This window comes from Aliivibrio sp. S4MY1 (assembly GCF_028765545.1).
Lineage (GTDB): Bacteria > Pseudomonadota > Gammaproteobacteria > Enterobacterales > Vibrionaceae > Aliivibrio.
Map to the genome: position 1 here is coordinate 157868 of NZ_JARACP010000002.1, position 19778 is coordinate 177645.

The following is a 19778-nucleotide window of genomic DNA, read 5'->3' on the forward strand; positions in this document are numbered from 1 at the left end:
CACTGACTTATTTTAAATTAATGCCAACCCCATTATTTTTATATAAGTTTAAAGGTTTATTATGCAAGAAAAGCACTGGTCAAAGTTTCAGTTACTTCATGAAGTTGTAACCAACAAAAACATTCATATTAAAGGCACCCATAGTTATTACAGCGATTGCTGGGATAACGGTTTTGAAGACTCTGTTGTTCGGTATTTACACGGAGATAAAATCAGCCGTCAATGGGAGCCAAGATGGGAAATCGATAAGCTTCATATTGGTGATTACGTCTGTATCGCCGCTGAAGTTATTATCTTAATGGGCGGAAACCATAATCACAGAACAGATTGGTTTTGTTTATACCCATTTATGGACTTTATCGATGACTCTTATGCGAGCAAAGGGGACACTCACATTCATGACGGCGCTTGGTTAGGCATGAGATCAATGATCATGCCCAGCGTAACGATTGGAGAAGGAGCCGTTATTGCCGCAAATAGTGTCGTCACCAAAGATGTAGAGCCATATAGCGTGGTTGCAGGCTCTCCAGCAAAACATGTGAAATATCGCTTTGAGCCTTCCGTGATAGAAGAGCTGTTGTCTTTTAAAGTTTACGATTGGCCTACAGATAAGTTCAATGCACTCAAACCGCATTTATGCAGCCCTGATTTTGAGCAACTAAAGCAAGCAATCGCTTCATATGACGAGCTTAATTAGAGCGTCACTATTAGTGAATATCATCAAGTAATTCTCCCAAATAGTTCAAACGACTCAAAAAAAGGTTAATTGATTGAGTTCAATTAACCTTTTTTGTTTATAAATCTATTACCTGCCGCCAGCGCTTAATTATACATACCACGGATAGGGTAATTGTTTTCTGGATTACGGATAAACTCAAGACCAGAGAGTAATACATTCAAATCAGGGCGCACAAAAGGTCCATTTGAAATATCAATTACTTGTACCTGCCCTTTCTCATTAATAACAAAAAGGCCCGGCTCAGCAAATAAATGGTCAGTTTCTTGCTCAGAACGAGGTTCTGAAATATACAATCCCAACGTTTGCATTTGCTCTACACTCAAGCCATAAGCAATCGGAAAACTCACTGATAATTGTGTCATATGAGTCGTTAATTGGGCTTCACTGTCAGCCGATACTGCAACAATATCCACTCCCAGTTCAAGAAAGCGGCTTTTTAGTGTTTCTAGCTCATTTAAGTAACGAGTACACAACGGACAATGCTTACCACGATAAACCACCACCAATTTCCAATCAGCCCCATTTTGTGGCACAGAAATATCAATAATATTGTTATCTAAAGTAGGTAGTTGGATTGCAGGAAATACATCACCAGCGATAAATTTATGTGTTGTCATGGTTCGCTCCTTGAGCACTATTCTCTTTTAGAATAGTTACTCACAATTAATGTAAATAGATAGGCTTTTATTGCTTGAAAGAGAGTATAGACACAAACAAATCAGACTAGAACCATGCTAAAATGACTACCAAGTATGCGTTTTTGGAATAATTGAGAGACCTATGGATCAGTTAAGTGCAATGAGAGCCTTTGTTCGAGTCGTCGAAACAGGCAGCTTTTCAGCTACAGGTAAAGAGATGAATACCTCTCAAACCACCATAAGTAAAAAAGTCGCTGCGCTTGAAAAACAAATAGGAGTAAAGCTGTTAACTCGAAGCAGCCGAGATCATTCATTAACCTCAGCAGGAAGCGATTATTATGATACTTGCGTTAATATCCTAAGTGAACTTGATGAAGCTGAAGCTAAGGTCCGTACTAAAACAACACAACCTCAAGGAATTATCAGAGTCGCAGCACCCGTTGCCTTTGGTCGCTTTCTTCTGGCTCCTATCGTTGCTGAGTTTTTCCAACAATACCCCGATATAAAGATCGATCTCCTTCTCAATGACAAACACGTCAATCTCATCAGCGAAGGAATTGATGTCGCTATCAGAGTAAAAAAGCTCGAAGATTCCTCTTTAGTTGCCCGTCATCTTTTTGATAATCCTATGTACCTATTCGCTTCACCAGATTACTTAGAACAACATGGTGAACCTGAACATCCAAACGATCTCGCCACACATAACTGCTTAATTTATTCTGGTCTACAAGAAGCACATATATGGAATTTTAATCATGGAGATAAAGAATATTCAGTGCCTGTAAAGGGTAATTTTCAAAGCGATAATGGCGATGTATTATTAGATGTGGCACTTACAGGAGTGGGCATTGTTTCTTTACCGATTTGGATGGCTAAAGCGCACTTAACATCGGGACATTTACGCCAGATAATAACCACGTATTCAGGTCAAAACTTACCCATCAATGCCATCTATCCACAACGTCGTTATACGCCATTAAAAGTCCGTTGTTTTGTTGATTTTTTAAAACAAAAACTGTCTCTCCAATAACGGTAACGCAATAATAAGCGACAACAATAACGTCACCATTGATGGGACTGCATCTTTCCAAGTATCAAATCGAAAATGAAAGAACATCGCCCCAATGGAAGTTAGCGTGATCAAACTAGCACCCATCGCACTTAATACTGGGTTTGCTGTAAACATCCCAACTAACATAACAACAGCACCAGTGGCTTCAATAACACCCACAGCGAACATTGCCGCACGGTTCAGGCCATAACGATGAAAGAAGGCAAGTTGTGGCTCAAATATCGCCTTTACCCAGCCAAACATTTTAATTGAACTAGCAAACAAGAAAATCGCGATTAATAACCCTTGAATAAGCAACATAATTTAACTCCTCTATAAACAATAGAGCCATTAAAGCATTCCAATTAGAATAGAAGGATACTAAGATTAGGCTTATTACTATTCCAAATAGGAATGGCTATGGATAAGTTTGATTGTTTAAAGGTCTTTACTCGTGTTGCTAGCTTAGGCACATTTACCGCAGCTGAAAATGAACTCAATACTACCCAAAGTGCGGTCAGTAAAAAGATTGCATGGCTTGAAAAACAAATAGGCATTACTTTATTTCACCGTCATGCTCGTGCTATTAGCCTAACAACAGGTGGTAAACAATATTTACATTTAGCGCTGAAACTTATTGACGAAATGGGCCTCATTGAATCTCAATTACGGCAGGAACAAACGTCCATCTCTGGTACTTTAAAGCTGTCTGTTCCTAGTGCTTTTAGTGTTCAGAAACTCTCTAAACCGCTCAATGAGTTTCTGAATTTACATCCAGAACTTTCTGTTGATGTGTCGGTTTCAGATAAGTTTGTTGATTTGGTTGAGAGCGACATAGACATCGCTATTCGAGCGGCCTACCTCAAGGATTCAGGGTTAAAAGCAAAATGGTTTATGGATAATGAACTGGTCTATTTTGCGTCGCCAGAATATTTAGCACAGCATCCAAGCATTACAGATGCCCATGCATTAACCCAACACCAATGCTTAACCTACTCATTATTTACCCCATCAAACCTATGGCGTTTTTCAGAGGGTAATACTGAGCTAAAGATTAAAGTGAAAGAGCAACTGCGAAGTGACAGCCCTGAAATGCTCGTTAAAATGGCAACGTTAGGGCAAGGCATTGCGGCGATGCCAAAATGGATGGTGGAACACGAATTAAAATCGGGCTCACTAACGCAAATATTAGAACAATATAAAACGGTGAAGTTACCTATGTATATGGTCTATAAAGATAGTGAGCACCAACCCCAACGCATTCGTGCATTTATTGATTTTATTTCTAATTACTTTTCTTAGGAATAGAATGTAAGGCGATTAATTAAATACAAAAAGGCGAACCATCCGGATCGCCTTTGAATATAAATAGTTACAGTACCAAGTACTAAAATGAGCAAACTACATAATGAAATACCACGTTGATTCCTGTTCAATAGCCATCATGTAGATGCTCGTTATTTAATACCAGACTTCTCCAAGTAAGAATTCATTTCCAACTCTGGCACCATGCCACCGCCAGTAGCCCAAACTAAGTGCGTTGCATTTTTCATTTTCGCATCATCAAACTGCATACGATCTTGGTATTGTTGATCTTTCGATACGATAACAGCACCCATCATACCAGCTAAGGCTGATGGCTCTAGCTTAATGCCTTCTTGTTGATTCAATATACCTAATTGCAGATACATTGCTTCGTCTGTCATCGTGTAATAGCCATCAAGTAAGCGCTCCATTGCTCGCCCCACAAAGCCCGAAGCTCGGCCTACCGCTAACCCATCAGCCGCTGTAATGTTATCAATACCAATATCTTGCACTGAGATTTCATCATGTAAACCTGTATGAACGCCAAGCAACATACATGGAGAATGCGTCGGCTCGGCAAAAATACAGTGAACGTTATCACCAAATGCCATTTTCAAACCGAATGCTACGCCACCAGGGCCACCACCCACACCACACGGTAAATAAACAAACAGTGGATGTTCATCATCAACCAAGATGTTTTTCTCTTCAAATTGTTTCTTTAGACGTTCACCTGCAACCGAGTAACCAAGGAATAACGTTTGAGAATTTTCATCATCGATAAAAAAGCACATCGGATCTTTCTCTGCTTCTTTACGCCCTTGCTCTACAGCTACGCCGTAATCTTGCTCATATTCGACAACATTAACGCCATGAGAACGCAATGTATTTTTCTTCCATTCGCGCGCATCAGCTGACATATGCACTGATACCGAAAAGCCTAGTTTTGCGCTCATGATACCAATAGACATGCCTAGGTTTCCTGTTGATCCTACCGCAATGCTGTATTGACTAAAGAACTGTTTAAAGTCATCACTCATCAACTTGCTATAATCATCTGACTCGTTTAATAATCCCGCTTCTATCGCAAGTTTTTCAGCATGAGTTAACACCTCATAAATGCCCCCTCTCGCTTTAATAGATCCTGAAATCGGCAAGTGGCTATCTTTTTTCAACATTAGTCGACCTAAAATTGGTGTTGAAAATTGCTGTTCTAAACTCGCTTTCATTTTTTCAATCTCGAATACTTCTGATTCGATAATCCCTTTCATCGCGGCGGTTTCAGGAAAAGCTTCGACCAAATACGGAGCAAAACGACTCAAACGCTGACTTGCATCTTCAATATTTTTCGCACCAAGACCAACATAAGGCAACGCTTCTTCTAGGCTTGTTATCTTTGGGTTAAACCAACTAATTTCTTCTAGCGCGATCAATTTATTTACTAATGGGAAATCAGTTTTTAATTTTTGTATATTTAATGTAGTCATTTTTAATTACCTTGTTTAAATCATGTACGACAGAAGAAATGTGCCTGCTAGCGCAACGAATGAAGCAATGAAGGTTGCCGTTGTATAATACTTAAACGTTTCACTCATCGACGCCCCGCAATATTGCTTCACTAACCAAAAGAGGGAATCAGTTACGATGGTGCAACCAATGGCACCAGAGCCAATTGCTAATGTAATAATTTCAGGGCTAACGTCTGGATAAAGTGGCATCAGTGGAGCAACAATAGCTGTCGCGCCCATCATAGCAACCGTTGCAGAGCCCACCGCAGCATGTAAAATAATAGCGACAAGCCATGCTAATAAAATTGGGTGCATATCTAAGTTAGATAAAAGTTGAGCCAATACATCCGCTAAACCACTTCCTTTTAAAACACCGTTAAATGCACCGCCAGCACCGATAATCAGTAGGATATTAGCGATAGATGCAAATGCGCCTTCTGTTTTTTCAAGCAGGGTTGCCATTCCCATATTTTGCTTAATACCCAGCATGTAGTACGCAACAAATGCAGCAATAAACATCGCAGTTATTGGGTTACCAATAAATTCCAACGTGGTATACAGCGCGCTACCGTGATCCATATTTAGCTCAGCAGTTGTCTTTAACAACATTAAGCCAATTGGTAATAGTACCGTAAATAACGTTGCAGCCAGTGACGGTAGATCTGCTTCATTTTTCACTTCAAGTGAAGTAAATTCATGTGGCACCGATTTAAACGGTAAGCGCGATCCAATTACTTTAAGGAAAAGTGGCCCACCCACTAGCGATGCCGTTAGGCCAATCAATAAGCCATAAAAAATAACTGAACCAATATCTGCACCTAATTCATTCGTTACAAAAAGTGCGGCAGGGTGTGGTGGCACGATACAGTGCACTGCCATCAAAGCAGTACACAGAGGAATAGCTAGATTAAGTAATGATGTATTTGTTTTCTTCGCAATAGAAAAAGCCAGAGGGATAAGCAGTACAACACCCACTTCGACAAAAAGGGTAATACCACAAACCAAACCAATCAAAACCATAATCACTTCTGGTGATAACCAACGGATTTTTTGCAGTGTTAAACCAATACGTTCAGCGGCACCAGAAACTTCCATCATTTTGCCTAGGATCGTACCAAGACCTATCACTACGGCAAGAAAACCAAGCGTACCGCCGATGCCCCCTTCAATAGCACTAACCATTTCCAAAGGTTGCATACCCATCATGCCACCAACGTAGAAGCTCGCCATCAGCAAAGCTAAAAATGGATGCAATTTAAATTTCACGATCGAAAATACGATCAGTAGGATACTTGTAAGTAACGTCGTTATAACCCAGATTTGTGATTCCATGTTCAAACCTAATATAATTGTTTTAATTGCGTTAATTAAACGAGGAATCACCTCGGCTGACAAACGATTAATACTCACCTTCACATGAGCTAAATTAAAACAAGTACGTGATCTAAACGTGATAATTTAAATTTAACAGCTTATGATTAATTAAATTTCATCCAAAGAATCTATAATACCAAGTTCTACTACTCTCCAACCTCACTAGTCAGAACAAAAATAATGTATACAAAAGATAATATCTTCACTCGAAACAAGCGAATAAATAGCTTTCAACTATCAAAATTACATACTTTTGAAGTGGCAGCTCGTCATTCTTCCTTCTCATTAGCGGCTGATGAATTATCAATAACGCCAAGTGCCGTCTCTCATAGAATCAACAAACTTGAATTGGATCTTGGAATAGAGTTATTTCATCGAACACATAGAAAAATAACATTAACTGAAGAAGGGGAACGAATTTTTCACTCATTAACACGTAGTTTGAATGAAATTAATCAAGAAATATTAGATGTGAAAAGTGGCGATATATCTGGAAGCTTAACCATTTATTCTCGCCCTTCATTTGCACAATGCTGGCTAGTGCCTAGATTGTACGAATTTAACCAACGCTACCCATTCATTGAGTTAAAATTACTCACAGGCAACGAAAATATTAACTTCCAAGGCTACGGAATTGATGCCGCCATTTATTTTGATGAAGGAAAACCAGATAATCTCTGGAGCCAAGAAATAATGACCGAAACAAATATTCCCGTCTGCACTAAACAATATGTTAAACAACATGATTTATTCAATAAACCTGAAAACCTCGTCAATACAACATTATTGCATGACAACCAAGCATGGGATTACAACTCACACCATGATGAATGGGAAGTATGGGCAAGAGCAAATCAATTGCCGTCTATTGATCATATTTCAAGTATTGCTTTTGATAGATCTGACTTAGCGGTCATCGCTGCAATGAATCATGCAGGAATCGCAATGGGACGCTATAACTTGATCAAAAAAAGATTAGATTCAGGTGAGTTAGTAGCTCCATTTCCAAATACAGAAGTCACATGCCAACAAAAATACTATTTAGTTACGCCAAATAAAAAACACTCTCGAAAATTAGCACTATTTATTGATTGGTTAATGGAGGGGATAAACATCGATATGCCAAAAATGAATATATGAACAAAAAATCTAGCAAATTAATTCATATTTGACCGGTACAAATAGCCCCGTTTAGTTAAGTGAACTATTTTTCTTAGGAATAGAGACTAATTGCTTGCCAAATACGTTAATGAGCGCACCTGTCACAATCAAACCACCACCGATATAAGTCCACATTGATGGGATCTCATTAAATATCCAAACACCTAATAACGCAGAAAAGACGATCTGTACATAAGAGTAAGCAGAGGCTTTACCTGCCGCTTGAGTTTGCATGGCTTTGGTTAGTCCATATTGTCCAATTTGCGTGAAGATGCCGATTAAAATCAAGATCATGGTAAGGAACAGACTTGGCCATACAAAGTTATTCCAAATCAGTACGCTTGAGATAGGTAATGCCACTAATGGGAAATAAAAGATAATCACAGAGCTGTCTTCTGTTTGGCTAAGTTTTCTTACTATCACATAGGCAATCGAACTTCCTAATGCACCACACAACGCAACAAGGATACTAAAAATAGGCAATTCACTTGTACTACCACTGTTCATACTTGGTTGAACCATAACAAACAAGCCAACAAGGCAAAACACAATGCATATCATGGTTGATTTTTGAATGTGCTCTTTAAGAAACAGGACGCCGAGCAATGCAGTAAAGATAGGATGGACATATTGTAAGATAGTGGCTTCAGCCAAAGGTAAGGTCGTCACTGCGTAGTAAACACACATCAGCGCTGCGGTACCTACTGCCCCACGGGCAAGAAGTAAGGGCTTGTTGTTTCCCCATATCGAAATGCCTTTTCGCTTCACATCGGCATAGCTAATGATCAAAGAGACTAATGCCCTTGCTGCAACAATTTCAAATACTGGAATGCCGTAATTGCTCACGTATTTTACGCACGCCGACATGAGCGCAAATCCAAGCGCAGAAAGAAACATAAACCTAACCCCTGTCGGGATCAGTGAAAAAGAAAAAGTAGGCATGACAACATCAACCAAGTTTAGAAGGTAATGAATGATAGCCTAATTTACTCGCAGCCCACAAAGCTCTTGTATTAATCACATCGACATTCAGGCTCTATTCCAAATATCTGCTCTCCCCACAATGTATTATTACACTTTGTTATTAAAATAATAAATAATCATAATTTCATGTAACTCTCTTTTTTGTATATATTACTCCCATACAAAATAACAACAGTTAGTTAGGCAAGGGGAAGTACCATGACAAATGCACTATTTCAACCAATGCAACTGGGTAACCTTACGCTTAAAAACCGTATTGTTATGCCACCAATGACTCGCTCTCGTGCTACCCAACCAGGTAACTTGGCAAACGACATGATGGCACAATATTACGCACAACGAGCAAGTGCGGGGCTTATCATTGCAGAGGGTACTCAAATTTCAGAGATGGGCCAAGGTTATGCATGGACTCCGGGTATTTACTCTCAAGAACAAATTGCAGATTGGAAAAAAGTCACTGACGCTGTACACGCAAAAGACGGTGCTATTTTTGCTCAGCTTTGGCACGTTGGCCGTGTTACTCACCCTGATAATATTGGTGGGCAACAGCCTATTTCATCGTCTGCACTAAAAGCAGAAAACGTAAAAGTATTTATTGATAATGGCACTGACGCACCGGGCTTTGTAGATGTAGTTGAGCCTCGTGAAATGACAAAACAAGACATTACTGATGTTGTTGCAGAGTATCGTCAAGCGGCACTAAATGCAGTAGAAGCCGGTTTTGATGGCATTGAGCTTCATGCTGCAAATGGCTATTTAATTAACCAATTTATTGATTCTGAAGCCAATAATCGTACCGATGAATATGGTGGCTCTATCGAAAATCGTCTGCGCTTTTTAGGCGAAGTGGTTGAGGCAATGACTGACGCTATTGGTCATGACCGTGTCGGCGTTCGTCTTGCTCCGTTTACCTCATTAAATGGTACGGTTGATAAGACGCCAACAGAAACCTACACCGCTGCCGCTGTGTTGTTAAATAAACTCAATGTGGTTTATATGCACATTGCTGAAGTCGATTGGGACGATGCACCAGATACACCTGCAGAATTTAAAGAAGCGATTCGTGATGCGTTTAAAGGCACTATTATTTATGCCGGTCGTTACAATACAGAGAAAGCAGAGCACGCATTAACCAGCGGTTTAGCAAATATGGTCAGCTTTGGCCGTCCATTTATTTCTAATCCTGATTTACCGGCTCGCATTAAACACGGTTACCCTCTAGCACAACATGATCCAAATACCTTATTTGGCGGTGCAGAGCAAGGCTTAACAGATTACCCTGAGTATCAAGCGTAATTGCCTTACTATTGAAGCACCAAAAATAAATTATATAACCCTGCTTATTTAAGTGGGGTTATTTTTTATATCACGTAATATTGCCTTTCTTCTTTTTATATTCAGAGTATACGTCTATGCGTGGAGTCCTTTATCTGGTTATCGCTACCATTCTTGCCGCTATTGGTTGGGGTGCATCAAAAATGGTCGTCATGACGATTCCCGGCGATATTTTTATTGGCACACGATTTCTGCTCGCAAGTTTGGTGCTATCGCTTGCGCTGCAAGTCTGGGTGTATGCTCTCTTCTCTTTTATTGTCATTACACTTTGTATTAAACAAGCGTGTTATTGGTTCTATCACACCGTTATTATCTATTTGCGTTCAAATGTTTGTTGTGGGAATTAGCGGCTGTTTATATGCATCATTCAATTCACATGCGCCATTTGAACTCACAGAGCATGCTATTTTTTGGTTTTTAATCTCAACCATTGTGGCAACGGCCATTCGTTACCTAGCTCAAACCCTTGGGCAATTTTCGGTAGAGATAGAAACCGCCTCTCTGATTATGATCTTAGAGCCTATCTGGACATTACTGATCAGTGTTACCTTACTTAATGAAGTGCTAGAAACGCAAAAAATGCTCGGTTGTGGTGCCATTATTTTATCTCTGTTGCTTTATATCAAACTGTCACGAAGGCTCAGGTAGGTGATTCATTGATAATTTATCGATGAATTGACCAGCAGCGATATGCGGTGGTACTGCCACAAGCGTGCATCATTAAAGAACCAAACCCTAAAGATAAACGTAGTCACAATACCGATAATAATGAGTACAGTTGAAATAATATATCGTACTCTTTAATAAGTCCGTTAATAATATCAATTAATCCATATTCTTGTTATCTACGTAATACTCTCTAAATACACCTTTTAGTGTCAAAAAATGGTGTGTTTATCAATTTTTTGTCGTGTTGATTTTGTGATTTCGATCTCAAATATATAATTATCCCATTCTATATTAATTTAGTTTCTTTGTTCATAAAAAGCAGGTATGCTCCGCGCGCTAAAAATCGAACTAACCAATACGGTTTTTAAGTAGTTATATTTAATTTGGAATAAACATAAATCATGATAAAAAAAATTGTTGCTCTATTCTTTGTTATTATTAGCATTTTGCTTGCTTTTACTTTAGTTATTTCTAAACCATTTTTGGATGACTTTAAAAAAGATAATATGGATCACGCCAATGTATTAGCGTTGAATGTGATCACCGCCAGTTACAACACCATCACGGAGGGGTTAATTAATGGTTTAAAATCATTATCTTACTCTGTATACACAGACCCAAATAAAGGGTTTGATGAAGAACACATTCTGCGTGATTTAAAAAATATTGTTGCTACTAACTCCGCTTATAAAGACATCATCATCACAACTCTTGATGGTCGTGCATTTGCTGCATCAAGTAATGGATGGAACAAAGGATTCAACGCTCGCACGAGTCAAAGAGAATGGTTTACTGCTATCATTGATGGCAAAAAAAGTGCTCATATTGCTCAGCCTTATAGATCCAATACTGGTGAATATGATTTCACCGTTAGTGCGCCTATTTTATTAGATGGTAAAGTCGTTGGTGTTTTAGCTATTGTTGCAAACCTAAATGTATTAATGCCAAAAAATGGGGTTGAATTTGGTATTACCACGCAAGATGGTTATGTGGTTGCTATCGACGAGAGTTCACAAGATTGGTTAGGCCAAAACCTATTTGAAGTAAGACCAACGTATAAAAACATCAGCAATGAGCCAACCTTACTGGTTTCACCATCAGGCAGTACATACAGTTTATTTAAAACACCATTAAATCATGGCTTAGTCGGTTACATTTTTACCAACCAAAATAAAACCGTTGATAACGCTGATATGATCCGAAACGCATTAATTATCGTATTAGTCGTAATTGGTACCGTATTAACTACTGCTCAATTTATTGTGGTTCGTGGTGAATTATCACAAATTGATACGGTTGTGAATAGTATTAAACAGATGGCAGATGGTAACTTCCAAACGGTCAATATTCCAAAAACGGGCAATGAAATTGATTTAATTTCAACATCATTACACCAATTGCAACAACGTATTTGGAGCGTAATGTCCTCCACAACAGACATTATGTCTCAATTGTCTGCTCACCAACAAAGTATTACATCAAGCACAGCAAATAATATTAAGAGCTCTGAATCTGAGCTGAATCATATTGATTTAGTCTCTATTGAGATCAATGACATGGCTACAACGGCTAATGAAATTGCAACCAATGCTCAATCAGCAGAAGAGAATACAAGTTCTACATTAATGCTTTCATCAAGCAGCTTAGCGACGCTACAACAATCATCAACGATTGTGGATCAAGTTACGGATTCGGTACAAGAATCGGCATCTATCTTTGGTGAGTTGAAAACATTATCTGACAACATCAGTTCGGTTGTAGATGTGATTGGTAATATTTCAGATCAAACCAACCTACTGGCATTAAATGCGGCAATTGAAGCGGCACGAGCTGGTGAACAAGGACGAGGCTTCTCTGTGGTTGCAGATGAAGTTCGAGCACTTGCGGTAAAAACTCAAGATTCCACAGCAGATATCCAACGCATTATTGTGACGCTTCAAGCGGGTGTAACAAAAGCAACGAATGCGATGGGGACCAACTTACAGTTGACCGAGAAGCTATCGGTTATTTCACAAGATATTGAACAAGCCTTTACGGATATTTCTGAAAAAGTGTCTTTACTTTCTGATATCAATTCCTTTGTTGCAACGTCATCAGAGGCACAGTTTGTAGTGAACCAGAGAGTGACGCAAAATATTGACGAAATAAAGAAAATGGTAAGTGATAATGTTTCTGGTGTGCGGAATACCATTGATGCTAACCGTGAAATGACTTTATTGGTTAATAATTTAAATGAAGAAATTCGCTTCTTTAAAATATAAATAAAACAAATAGAGTAAATAACATATACCGCTCCGATGATTATTCGAGAGCGGTACTTTATCCATCAGGCAACTTTATAATGGATAAGTAATCAAATAGTTTATTAACAAAGCGTCACTCTACTTCCCTTTCGCGTTACTCTTAAAGCTCTACATAAACGTTTATTTCTTACTAGAATACATAACCTCAAAGTTCGGTATATTTTTCTCCCAAACCGGGGAATCCTCTCCAATAATTGATTTTAAAACATCGATAAATAACTTAGTTTTGATGGGCGCATCTCGGTGTGGGTACACAGCATAAAAAGTGCCAAAATCTTCAAGATTCAAATGCGTCATTATTGGGATAAGCTTTCCTTCAATAATTTCATTCTCAATCATTTGGGCTGTTACCACTGCAAGCGTATTACCTGCTACCGCGCTTTTTACTACCATCTCAACATCATTTACTTTATACACAACATTCAAATGGAACTGCTGTTCAACCTTGTTTTCATCAAGGTAAGTAAATTTATCAATAAATAAACCGGGAGCCGCATAAATCGTCGCTGGCAGTGATTCTAATTTTTCAATCGTCTCTATTTTACCATGCTGTTGAATGAAATCAGGCGATGTGACAATTAACAAACGACTTCGGGCAATCTTACGAGAGATCAAACTGGAGTTCTTTGGTCTGCCAATACGAAAACCAATATCAAAGCCTTCCTGCACAATATCAACCACTCTGTCTTCTAATCTCAGCTCGCATTTCACATCAGGATATTGCTTCTGAAAAACAGAGATCGCATCTTGAACGAACTGACGACCAAACATCATAGAACTCGTAATTCGTAATATCCCTCTTGGCTCTGAATGGTAGTTCTGCGCTAAACGATGGGTGTTATTCAATAAGTCACGTAACAGTTTTGCTTGGCTCACCATTTCATTACCTGCTGCTGTTAATGATAACGAGCGCGTGGTGCGGTTAAGTAAGCGAACCCCTAACTCTTCTTCTAAGCGACTGATCTGCTTTGATATGACAGAGCGATCTAGGTTCTTTTGCTCGGCAACATTAGTAAAAGAGCCAAGTTCAGTAACTTCTAGCAATAAAAGTAATCGATTAGAAAAATCCATTTGAACCTCATGAGAATAAATAAAAACAGTATTGGTGCAATATTAGCATCAATCTTATGCCATTAACGGTATTTTTTCTCACCTAATGGATTGCTTATAGTTATCTCACTGACGGAGAGGACACCTTCTCAACGTAGCTATATTTAACTAGCCAATAGGCGATTTAGAGGAAGTACATTATGAAAACATTATTAATCACTAATCAAAATGGTATCGCAACAGTTGCTATTAACAACCCACCAGTGAATGTATTAACCATTAATCTAATCAACGAAATTAATGAATATGTACTTTCTTTAAAAGATGACCGAGAAACTAAAGTGGTGGTGTTTAAATCACTGCATGAAACCTTCTTTTTAGCGCATCTTGATCTGAACGTGATTAACGGCACGCAAGGCGGTCAAGCAGCGTCTATTGAGTTCAACCACATGATCATGAACATCAAGGCGATGAAACAAGTGTCTGTTGCTTTGGTTGATGGCGTGGCTCGTGGGGGCGGTAATGAGTTTGTTATGGCGTGTGACCTTGCTTACGGCACTGAGAATGCAGCGTTTGCTCAACCAGAAGTTCACGTAAATATTCCTACGGGTGGTCAAGGTGCTGTTCAGTTCGCAAGAAGAATGGGTAAAAACAAAGCATTACAGGCTCTACTATTGGGTAACGATTTTACAGCGCAACAAGCTGAGAATTTAAACATCATTACCCAATTTGTACCTAAAGCAGAAATGGATAACTTTTTAGCGATGACTTTAGGTGTGATTAGTACATTAGAAGTGCGTGATATTGTGATGTACAAAGAGATCATTGCCGCTTCAATTAAAGATGAAGACGCTGGTGCAGAGTTAGAATTACGTTACTTTTTAGAGCGTGCTAAAGAGCAAAAAACAGCCGCTATTATCTCTGCATTTTTAAAACATGGCGGACAAACAGAGCGCGAAGCAAAAGACATCCAAGGTATTTTTGTTGATACCGCGGCTGAGCTGTCTAAATAAAATTAAATCACCCCATAATTAGCCGTCGTATTGACGGCTAATTGTAGATGACCACTAAAATAATACTGTGAAGGTAACTCATGAGATACGAAGGTGATATTTATCGTCCGCCGCCAGAGGCTGACGCTTATATTTTGCAATGTACGATTGGTTGTTCTTACAATAAATGTACCTATTGCTCAATGTACAAAGATGTTCGTTATAGAGTTCGTCCTATTGAGGACTTAAAAGAAGATATCCGTATGGCGAAAGCGGCATTCGGGAATAAAGTCGAAAAAGTATTCTTAAGTGATGGTGATGCAATTTCATTACCTACCGAGATGCTGTTAGAGATTTTATCTGAACTTTATACGAGTTTTCCAAAGTTGACGCATGTTAGTACTTACGCAGGGCCACAAAGCACGCTTGATAAAACACTGAATGAATTCAAACAACTGAAAAAAGCAGGGTTAAGCATGACTTACCTTGGCGTTGAATCGGGCTCTGATGAAGTTTTAAAAGCGGTACGTAAAGGGGTTAACTCGGAAGAAATGCTCGCAGCAGGTCAGAATATTGTAGATGCAGGTATTAAACTTGTGGCTATGGTGATGATTGGTCTTGGTGGTAGTTCAGAACTATCTAAACGTCATGCGCAAGAAACGGCTCAGTTAATTAACCAAATGAACCCGTATTTATTAGGTTTATTAACCACTGTGCCAATGGAAGGAACAGCACTGTTTAGATAAGTCACTAAGGGTGATTTCAAGTTACTCGACCCTTATGAGGTACTTGAGGAACTTAAAATTCTGTTAGATAATTTAGACAATGATAATTTGTTGATTGATAGCACTCACGGTTCAAATTTATTATCTATAAAAGGAACCTTGAGCGAGGTTAAATCAAGTACCTTAGATCATATTAATCGTCATTTACTAACGAAAGATAATGATCTTATTGGCAAGGCGTACCTTGGTCAATTTTAATGGTAAATAAAAAGGGCGACACTCGCCCTTTTCAATTATAAATATCTATGTCGTGAGTTACATTAACTTTGAACTTCTGGTTTCATTGACACTTCTTCTTTCTCTTCAGCTTCTAATGCTTCACCGCGAGCGATGAGATTTTGAATCACTTTAGATAAACCTAAGGTCAATACCGCCATAAATGCAGCCACTTGCGCTAGCATATAGAAATAGCTGGTATATACCGTTTCAACAACTTCTGGTGTAAATACAATATCTTTAGGTAAAGCGATTTTGGTTGCTATGACCGCAGCTAGAATCCCGCTTAACGAAATAGCGACAGCACGTAAACCAATTGAAAATGCAGCAAGGTAACGTGGCACCATTTCAAAAATAAACCCAGCACCTAATGCTCCAACGATAAGCTCAGCGCCTGATTGGAAAAAGTGAACAAATAAAATCCAATCCGCTGAAATTTTTCCATTTTCTCCCATTGTACCCGCCGAAAATCCCAATAAACCAAATGCAATAGTAGTGAGCATAAATGCCCCTGCAATTTTGGTTGGGATGGTTGGTGAGTAGCCTTTACGATCTAACCATGCATACAATTGGATCATTGGCCCACCAAGCACAAAGCACCATAGCGGGTTAAATGCCATGTTCGATTCAGGATGAATAGGAATAAAGCCAAGTAAGGTATCGTCCATTAGGTTAATAGCGTACATGTTCATAGAGGTAAACATTTGACCATAAAAGAAATAGAACACGATTAAAATACAAACGGTGATCAGCACTGCGACCATTTTGTATTGGAAAGCACGCGTTGCTTTTGTTATTTCATAAATGAAGTAGCCAATAGCACCAAAACCTAGTGCATAAAGAATGTATTTACCCGTTTCAAGATTTGAGAAAATCCAGAATATTAAAGCAAGCATTGCTGCTGAACCGGCAAAGAATGATCCCCATGTTTTTAGTGATAATGGTGCTTTATCTAAATCATTACCCACACTTGCCAGCTCTTTACGATACTTATAAAAGAGAACCAAGTTGATCGCCATTAATATTGCCGAGACAAAGAAAACACCTTGGTATGCCAGATAAGTGATTAAAAAAGGAAAAAGGTATTTAGCAGAGAAAGAACCAAGATTATTAATTGAATAGTTCACCGTAAGACCTTGTTGGAAAGCCTCGCGGTTCGTCTCTGAATATGAGTTTCCAAACAGTACTGTTGGACACGTCGCGGATAAACCACGAGCAAAACCAATTAATGCGATAGATAAAATACTCATTGGGATATTAAGCTGGCTTGCTCCAATACCGAGTAATAAGAAACCGACTAAGTAAGTGGCATAACCAATGTAAACAGCACGAAACGCACCGATAAATTTATCCGCTAAAAAACCGCCTACCGCCGAGAATACTGGGCCAACCGCACCAAAGGCGCCCATCATCATAATGGTATCGGCTTCACTATAATTAAGATCATTAAGAAAAAACTTAGTCAAAAGAACAAAGGCACCATAAAAGGCGGCACCCCATAAAAACTGTCTAAGAATGAGAATTTTTGCTATCGTGGGAAATCGTGCATTACTGTCTTGCATACTACTACTCCAGAATCATAATGACATAATTAACACCTACTTTTTGTAGGTGTATTTTTGCCTTTATATCATCTGTTTACTTCACCATTTGATACGCAAGTCCCAAACTTAAGTGTCAATTGATTCTCTTTTGTAGAATGAGAACTCGCTCTTGATTCTATTTATTTATAACTGTTAATAGTATTAATTAAAGATATTCTAATTAAATTTAATTCAGTTAATGGTTTTATTAACTAATAATAAAAATCCATTTAGATTTTTATATTTAAACTTTTATCAAAAAAAAGGACAACCATTAAATGTATGATTGTCCTTACGTTTGCAACACTGTATTTCTTGTTTTTACTCAACAGGCAGTAATTCAATAGAATCCTGATTAAGAGATTGCCTAAAGAAGTCAGGCATGGATTCCATCGTAAATACAACCGCATCTTCAAAAATGGTTGTGGAGCCGCTAAGTGTCCAATAAGAACTTCCTTTATGAGTGTTCACTTTCACCTTAAAACGCGTTGGAGTGGTCGTAACCATTTTTCTATTCCTTAAATAACATACTAGATCATGCTACCACTTCCATTTTATGAAACCAGACTTTTACCTTATAAATAGTAAGGTTTTTCCGTTTGTAATCATAGTGAAAACTCAACCACATCAAGTTGTTAATTCATTGTTCATTGATTGTATTGAATTTCACTTATTCTTCTATATTTACGTTTATATCGCTATAAAAAATCCGAGAGCATGATCACTCTCGGATTTTTTATTCAAACAAGATAACCGTTGCCTTACAGCTTAACGAGCAACTTGCCTTTGTTTTCACCAGTAAAGAACATATTCAAACCAGACATTGCGCTTTCTAAGCCATCCAATTGGTGAATTCGGTATTTCACTTTTCCTTGCATTACATACGGAGTTAACTTTTCTAATAACGCAGGAACATTACCTAGATGATCTGGCATAGCGAAGCCTTGGATCATCACGCGTTTCTTAATTAGGTTAATCCAGTTTGGTCCTAGTGCCGGCTCTGCTGCGGTGTAATCCGCTATCATGCCACATACAACGATTCGCCCGTGCGTGTTCATGCGATTAAAAATATGATGCTGAATTGGTCCGCCTGTATTTTCAAAGAACACATCTACACCCTCTGGCGTAAGTTCTGCCAATTTTACTTCTAAATCATCTGTTTTGTAGTTGATAGCGCCATCAAAACCGAGTTCATTCACTACCCAATCGGCTTTTTCATCACTGCCTACGACACCAATAACACGTAAACCATCGGCTTTGGCTAATTGACCAACAATAGAGCCAACAGACCCCGCAGCACCAGTAACAACGAGGGTTTCACCTGCTTGTGGCTTAGCAATATTAAACAAGCCTTGTGTTGCGGTTAAACCCGGAAGTGCAAACACGGCCAGTGCCATTTCTGCGCTTACGCCAGCTTGAACTTTATTGATGCCTTGACCATTAGAGACTAGATATTCAGTCCACCCCATCATACCCATCACTGAGTCTCCAACCACAAAATCAGGATGGTTTGATTCTACGACTTCACCGAAACCGCTTGAACGCATCACTTGACCTAACTCAACACGTGGAATGTAACTATTGGTGTCAGGGCTCATCCACCCCATCATGGCAGGGTCAAGTGACATATAGGTTTGCTTAATCAAAATTTGTCCTGGGCCAGCGGTTGGGATCTCTTTTTTTACCACCTCAAACAGCTGTGGGCCGATTGGGTTTCCATCTGGACGTTGGCTCAATTGAATCTCAGTGTACTGACTCATAACATTTCCTTTTTATTATCTGTATTCGTGCAAGTCATTACAGTATTACTTATGTTTTCCATTAGATATAGAGGGGAGTATAAGAAAGTCTATTGTTAAAAAGGCAATAATAAAATTATGGATCAATTACGATCGTTAAAATATTTTACAGCAATGGTAGAGGTAGAGGACTTCTCTTCAGCAGTCAAAGATTATCAAACAACCCCAACAGGCACGCTTAAAATAAGTTCTATGGTTGGTTTTATTGTGGCCAAAATTAAAGGTGGAAAATAGCGATATTACTGCCTAAATTTTCTTTTACCGCACTTACATATGGAATAAATAT

General features: G+C 38.7%; 18 protein-coding genes and 1 pseudogene. 10 read left to right on the forward strand and 9 right to left on the reverse strand.

The window, feature by feature from the left end; translation table 11 throughout:
• Positions 1–61: 61 nt before the first annotated feature.
• Complete coding sequence (locus tag PVK71_RS03220) at positions 62–697, forward strand: CatB-related O-acetyltransferase (RefSeq protein WP_274417740.1); 636 nt, start codon at positions 62–64, stop codon at positions 695–697.
• Positions 698–822: 125 nt separating this feature from the next.
• Here PVK71_RS03220 and PVK71_RS03225 read toward each other — a convergent pair whose 3' ends face one another.
• On the reverse strand, positions 823–1356 hold the full coding sequence (locus tag PVK71_RS03225) for a peroxiredoxin-like family protein (protein WP_274417738.1): 534 nt from the start codon (positions 1354–1356) through the stop codon (positions 823–825).
• Positions 1357–1519: 163 nt separating this feature from the next.
• Here PVK71_RS03225 and PVK71_RS03230 point away from each other — a divergent pair, with 163 nt between their 5' ends.
• Positions 1520–2407 carry a LysR family transcriptional regulator gene (locus PVK71_RS03230; protein WP_274417737.1) on the forward strand — a complete coding sequence of 296 codons (888 nt, stop codon included), beginning with the start codon at positions 1520–1522 and terminating at the stop codon, positions 2405–2407.
• On the opposite strand, the gene PVK71_RS03235 is transcribed toward PVK71_RS03230, so the two are convergent.
• Positions 2381–2749, reverse strand: a complete 369-nt coding sequence (locus PVK71_RS03235) for a DoxX family protein (protein WP_274417736.1) — start codon at positions 2747–2749, stop codon at positions 2381–2383. The two genes, PVK71_RS03230 and PVK71_RS03235, sit on opposite strands and share 27 nt — an antisense overlap.
• Before the next feature lie 99 nt (positions 2750–2848).
• Here PVK71_RS03235 and PVK71_RS03240 point away from each other — a divergent pair, with 99 nt between their 5' ends.
• Positions 2849–3730, forward strand: coding sequence for a LysR family transcriptional regulator (locus PVK71_RS03240; RefSeq protein ID WP_274417735.1), 882 nt, complete (start codon positions 2849–2851; stop codon positions 3728–3730).
• A 155-nt stretch (positions 3731–3885) separates the two neighbouring features.
• Here PVK71_RS03240 and dsdA read toward each other — a convergent pair whose 3' ends face one another.
• Together dsdA and dsdX are read right to left on the reverse strand one after the other, a co-directional pair.
• The gene (gene dsdA / locus PVK71_RS03245) at positions 3886–5220 is read right to left on the reverse strand and encodes a D-serine ammonia-lyase (protein WP_274417734.1); all 1335 of its coding nucleotides are present in this window, start codon (positions 5218–5220) and stop codon (positions 3886–3888) included.
• 15 nt (positions 5221–5235) lie between these two features.
• Complete coding sequence (gene dsdX / locus PVK71_RS03250) at positions 5236–6573, reverse strand: D-serine transporter DsdX (RefSeq protein WP_274417733.1); 1338 nt, start codon at positions 6571–6573, stop codon at positions 5236–5238.
• A 222-nt stretch (positions 6574–6795) separates the two neighbouring features.
• Here dsdX and dsdC point away from each other — a divergent pair, with 222 nt between their 5' ends.
• Positions 6796–7755: a DNA-binding transcriptional regulator DsdC gene (gene dsdC / locus PVK71_RS03255; RefSeq protein ID WP_274417732.1), complete on the forward strand. Its 960-nt coding sequence runs from the start codon at positions 6796–6798 to the stop codon at positions 7753–7755.
• 51 nt (positions 7756–7806) lie between these two features.
• Here the strand turns inward: dsdC and PVK71_RS03260 are convergent, their stop codons facing one another.
• On the reverse strand, positions 7807–8718 hold the full coding sequence (locus PVK71_RS03260) for a DMT family transporter (RefSeq protein WP_274417731.1): 912 nt from the start codon (positions 8716–8718) through the stop codon (positions 7807–7809).
• 240 nt (positions 8719–8958) lie between these two features.
• Between PVK71_RS03260 and PVK71_RS03265 the strand changes: the two genes are divergently transcribed.
• From PVK71_RS03265 to PVK71_RS03275, 3 genes and pseudogenes are all read left to right on the forward strand, one after another.
• Positions 8959–10056: an alkene reductase gene (locus tag PVK71_RS03265; RefSeq protein ID WP_274417730.1), complete on the forward strand. Its 1098-nt coding sequence runs from the start codon at positions 8959–8961 to the stop codon at positions 10054–10056.
• Between the two features lie 116 nt (positions 10057–10172).
• A pseudogene (locus PVK71_RS03270) lies at positions 10173–10743 on the forward strand (EamA family transporter).
• A 422-nt stretch (positions 10744–11165) separates the two neighbouring features.
• Entirely contained in the window at positions 11166–13025 is a 1860-nt protein-coding gene (locus tag PVK71_RS03275; RefSeq protein ID WP_274417729.1) for a methyl-accepting chemotaxis protein, read from the forward strand.
• A gap of 162 nt (positions 13026–13187) precedes the next feature.
• Here PVK71_RS03275 and PVK71_RS03280 read toward each other — a convergent pair whose 3' ends face one another.
• Positions 13188–14138: a LysR family transcriptional regulator gene (locus PVK71_RS03280; protein ID WP_274417728.1), complete on the reverse strand. Its 951-nt coding sequence runs from the start codon at positions 14136–14138 to the stop codon at positions 13188–13190.
• A 179-nt stretch (positions 14139–14317) separates the two neighbouring features.
• Here PVK71_RS03280 and PVK71_RS03285 point away from each other — a divergent pair, with 179 nt between their 5' ends.
• Both PVK71_RS03285 and PVK71_RS03290 read left to right on the forward strand, forming a co-directional pair.
• On the forward strand, positions 14318–15130 hold the full coding sequence (locus tag PVK71_RS03285; protein ID WP_274417727.1) for an enoyl-CoA hydratase/isomerase family protein: 813 nt from the start codon (positions 14318–14320) through the stop codon (positions 15128–15130).
• A gap of 80 nt (positions 15131–15210) precedes the next feature.
• Positions 15211–15855 carry a radical SAM protein gene (locus PVK71_RS03290; protein WP_274417726.1) on the forward strand — a complete coding sequence of 215 codons (645 nt, stop codon included), beginning with the start codon at positions 15211–15213 and terminating at the stop codon, positions 15853–15855.
• Positions 15856–16154: 299 nt separating this feature from the next.
• Here PVK71_RS03290 and PVK71_RS03295 read toward each other — a convergent pair whose 3' ends face one another.
• From PVK71_RS03295 to PVK71_RS03305, 3 genes are all read right to left on the reverse strand, one after another.
• A complete protein-coding gene (locus PVK71_RS03295; protein ID WP_274417725.1) occupies positions 16155–17672 on the reverse strand; it encodes a peptide MFS transporter in 1518 nt (505 codons plus the stop codon).
• A 342-nt stretch (positions 17673–18014) separates the two neighbouring features.
• On the reverse strand, positions 18015–18200 hold the full coding sequence (locus tag PVK71_RS03300; protein WP_045103419.1) for a hypothetical protein: 186 nt from the start codon (positions 18198–18200) through the stop codon (positions 18015–18017).
• Positions 18201–18454: 254 nt separating this feature from the next.
• Positions 18455–19453 carry an NADP-dependent oxidoreductase gene (locus tag PVK71_RS03305; RefSeq protein WP_274417724.1) on the reverse strand — a complete coding sequence of 333 codons (999 nt, stop codon included), beginning with the start codon at positions 19451–19453 and terminating at the stop codon, positions 18455–18457.
• Between the two features lie 117 nt (positions 19454–19570).
• On the opposite strand from PVK71_RS03305, the gene PVK71_RS03310 reads away from it, so the two are divergent.
• Positions 19571–19726 carry a hypothetical protein gene (locus PVK71_RS03310; RefSeq protein WP_274417722.1) on the forward strand — a complete coding sequence of 52 codons (156 nt, stop codon included), beginning with the start codon at positions 19571–19573 and terminating at the stop codon, positions 19724–19726.
• The last annotated feature ends 52 nt before the right edge of the window (positions 19727–19778 follow it).

What these genes read in the sequence shown, in the direction of transcription:
- dsdA (WP_274417734.1), bottom strand. Translation starts at nt 5,220, where the DNA reads ATGACTACATTAAATATACAAAAATTAAAAACTGATTTCCCATTAGTA.
- PVK71_RS03310 (WP_274417722.1), top strand. Translation starts at nt 19,571, where the DNA reads ATGGATCAATTACGATCGTTAAAATATTTTACAGCAATGGTAGAGGTA.
- PVK71_RS03295 (WP_274417725.1), bottom strand. Translation starts at nt 17,672, where the DNA reads ATGCAAGACAGTAATGCACGATTTCCCACGATAGCAAAAATTCTCATT.
- PVK71_RS03275 (WP_274417729.1), top strand. Translation starts at nt 11,166, where the DNA reads ATGATAAAAAAAATTGTTGCTCTATTCTTTGTTATTATTAGCATTTTG.
- PVK71_RS03260 (WP_274417731.1), bottom strand. Translation starts at nt 8,718, where the DNA reads ATGCCTACTTTTTCTTTTTCACTGATCCCGACAGGGGTTAGGTTTATG.
- PVK71_RS03280 (WP_274417728.1), bottom strand. Translation starts at nt 14,138, where the DNA reads ATGGATTTTTCTAATCGATTACTTTTATTGCTAGAAGTTACTGAACTT.
- PVK71_RS03220 (WP_274417740.1), top strand. Translation starts at nt 62, where the DNA reads ATGCAAGAAAAGCACTGGTCAAAGTTTCAGTTACTTCATGAAGTTGTA.
- PVK71_RS03240 (WP_274417735.1), top strand. Translation starts at nt 2,849, where the DNA reads ATGGATAAGTTTGATTGTTTAAAGGTCTTTACTCGTGTTGCTAGCTTA.
- PVK71_RS03290 (WP_274417726.1), top strand. Translation starts at nt 15,211, where the DNA reads ATGAGATACGAAGGTGATATTTATCGTCCGCCGCCAGAGGCTGACGCT.
- PVK71_RS03305 (WP_274417724.1), bottom strand. Translation starts at nt 19,453, where the DNA reads ATGAGTCAGTACACTGAGATTCAATTGAGCCAACGTCCAGATGGAAAC.
- PVK71_RS03225 (WP_274417738.1), bottom strand. Translation starts at nt 1,356, where the DNA reads ATGACAACACATAAATTTATCGCTGGTGATGTATTTCCTGCAATCCAA.
- PVK71_RS03235 (WP_274417736.1), bottom strand. Translation starts at nt 2,749, where the DNA reads ATGTTGCTTATTCAAGGGTTATTAATCGCGATTTTCTTGTTTGCTAGT.
- PVK71_RS03285 (WP_274417727.1), top strand. Translation starts at nt 14,318, where the DNA reads ATGAAAACATTATTAATCACTAATCAAAATGGTATCGCAACAGTTGCT.
- PVK71_RS03300 (WP_045103419.1), bottom strand. Translation starts at nt 18,200, where the DNA reads ATGGTTACGACCACTCCAACGCGTTTTAAGGTGAAAGTGAACACTCAT.
- PVK71_RS03230 (WP_274417737.1), top strand. Translation starts at nt 1,520, where the DNA reads ATGGATCAGTTAAGTGCAATGAGAGCCTTTGTTCGAGTCGTCGAAACA.
- dsdX (WP_274417733.1), bottom strand. Translation starts at nt 6,573, where the DNA reads ATGGAATCACAAATCTGGGTTATAACGACGTTACTTACAAGTATCCTA.
- dsdC (WP_274417732.1), top strand. Translation starts at nt 6,796, where the DNA reads ATGTATACAAAAGATAATATCTTCACTCGAAACAAGCGAATAAATAGC.
- PVK71_RS03265 (WP_274417730.1), top strand. Translation starts at nt 8,959, where the DNA reads ATGACAAATGCACTATTTCAACCAATGCAACTGGGTAACCTTACGCTT.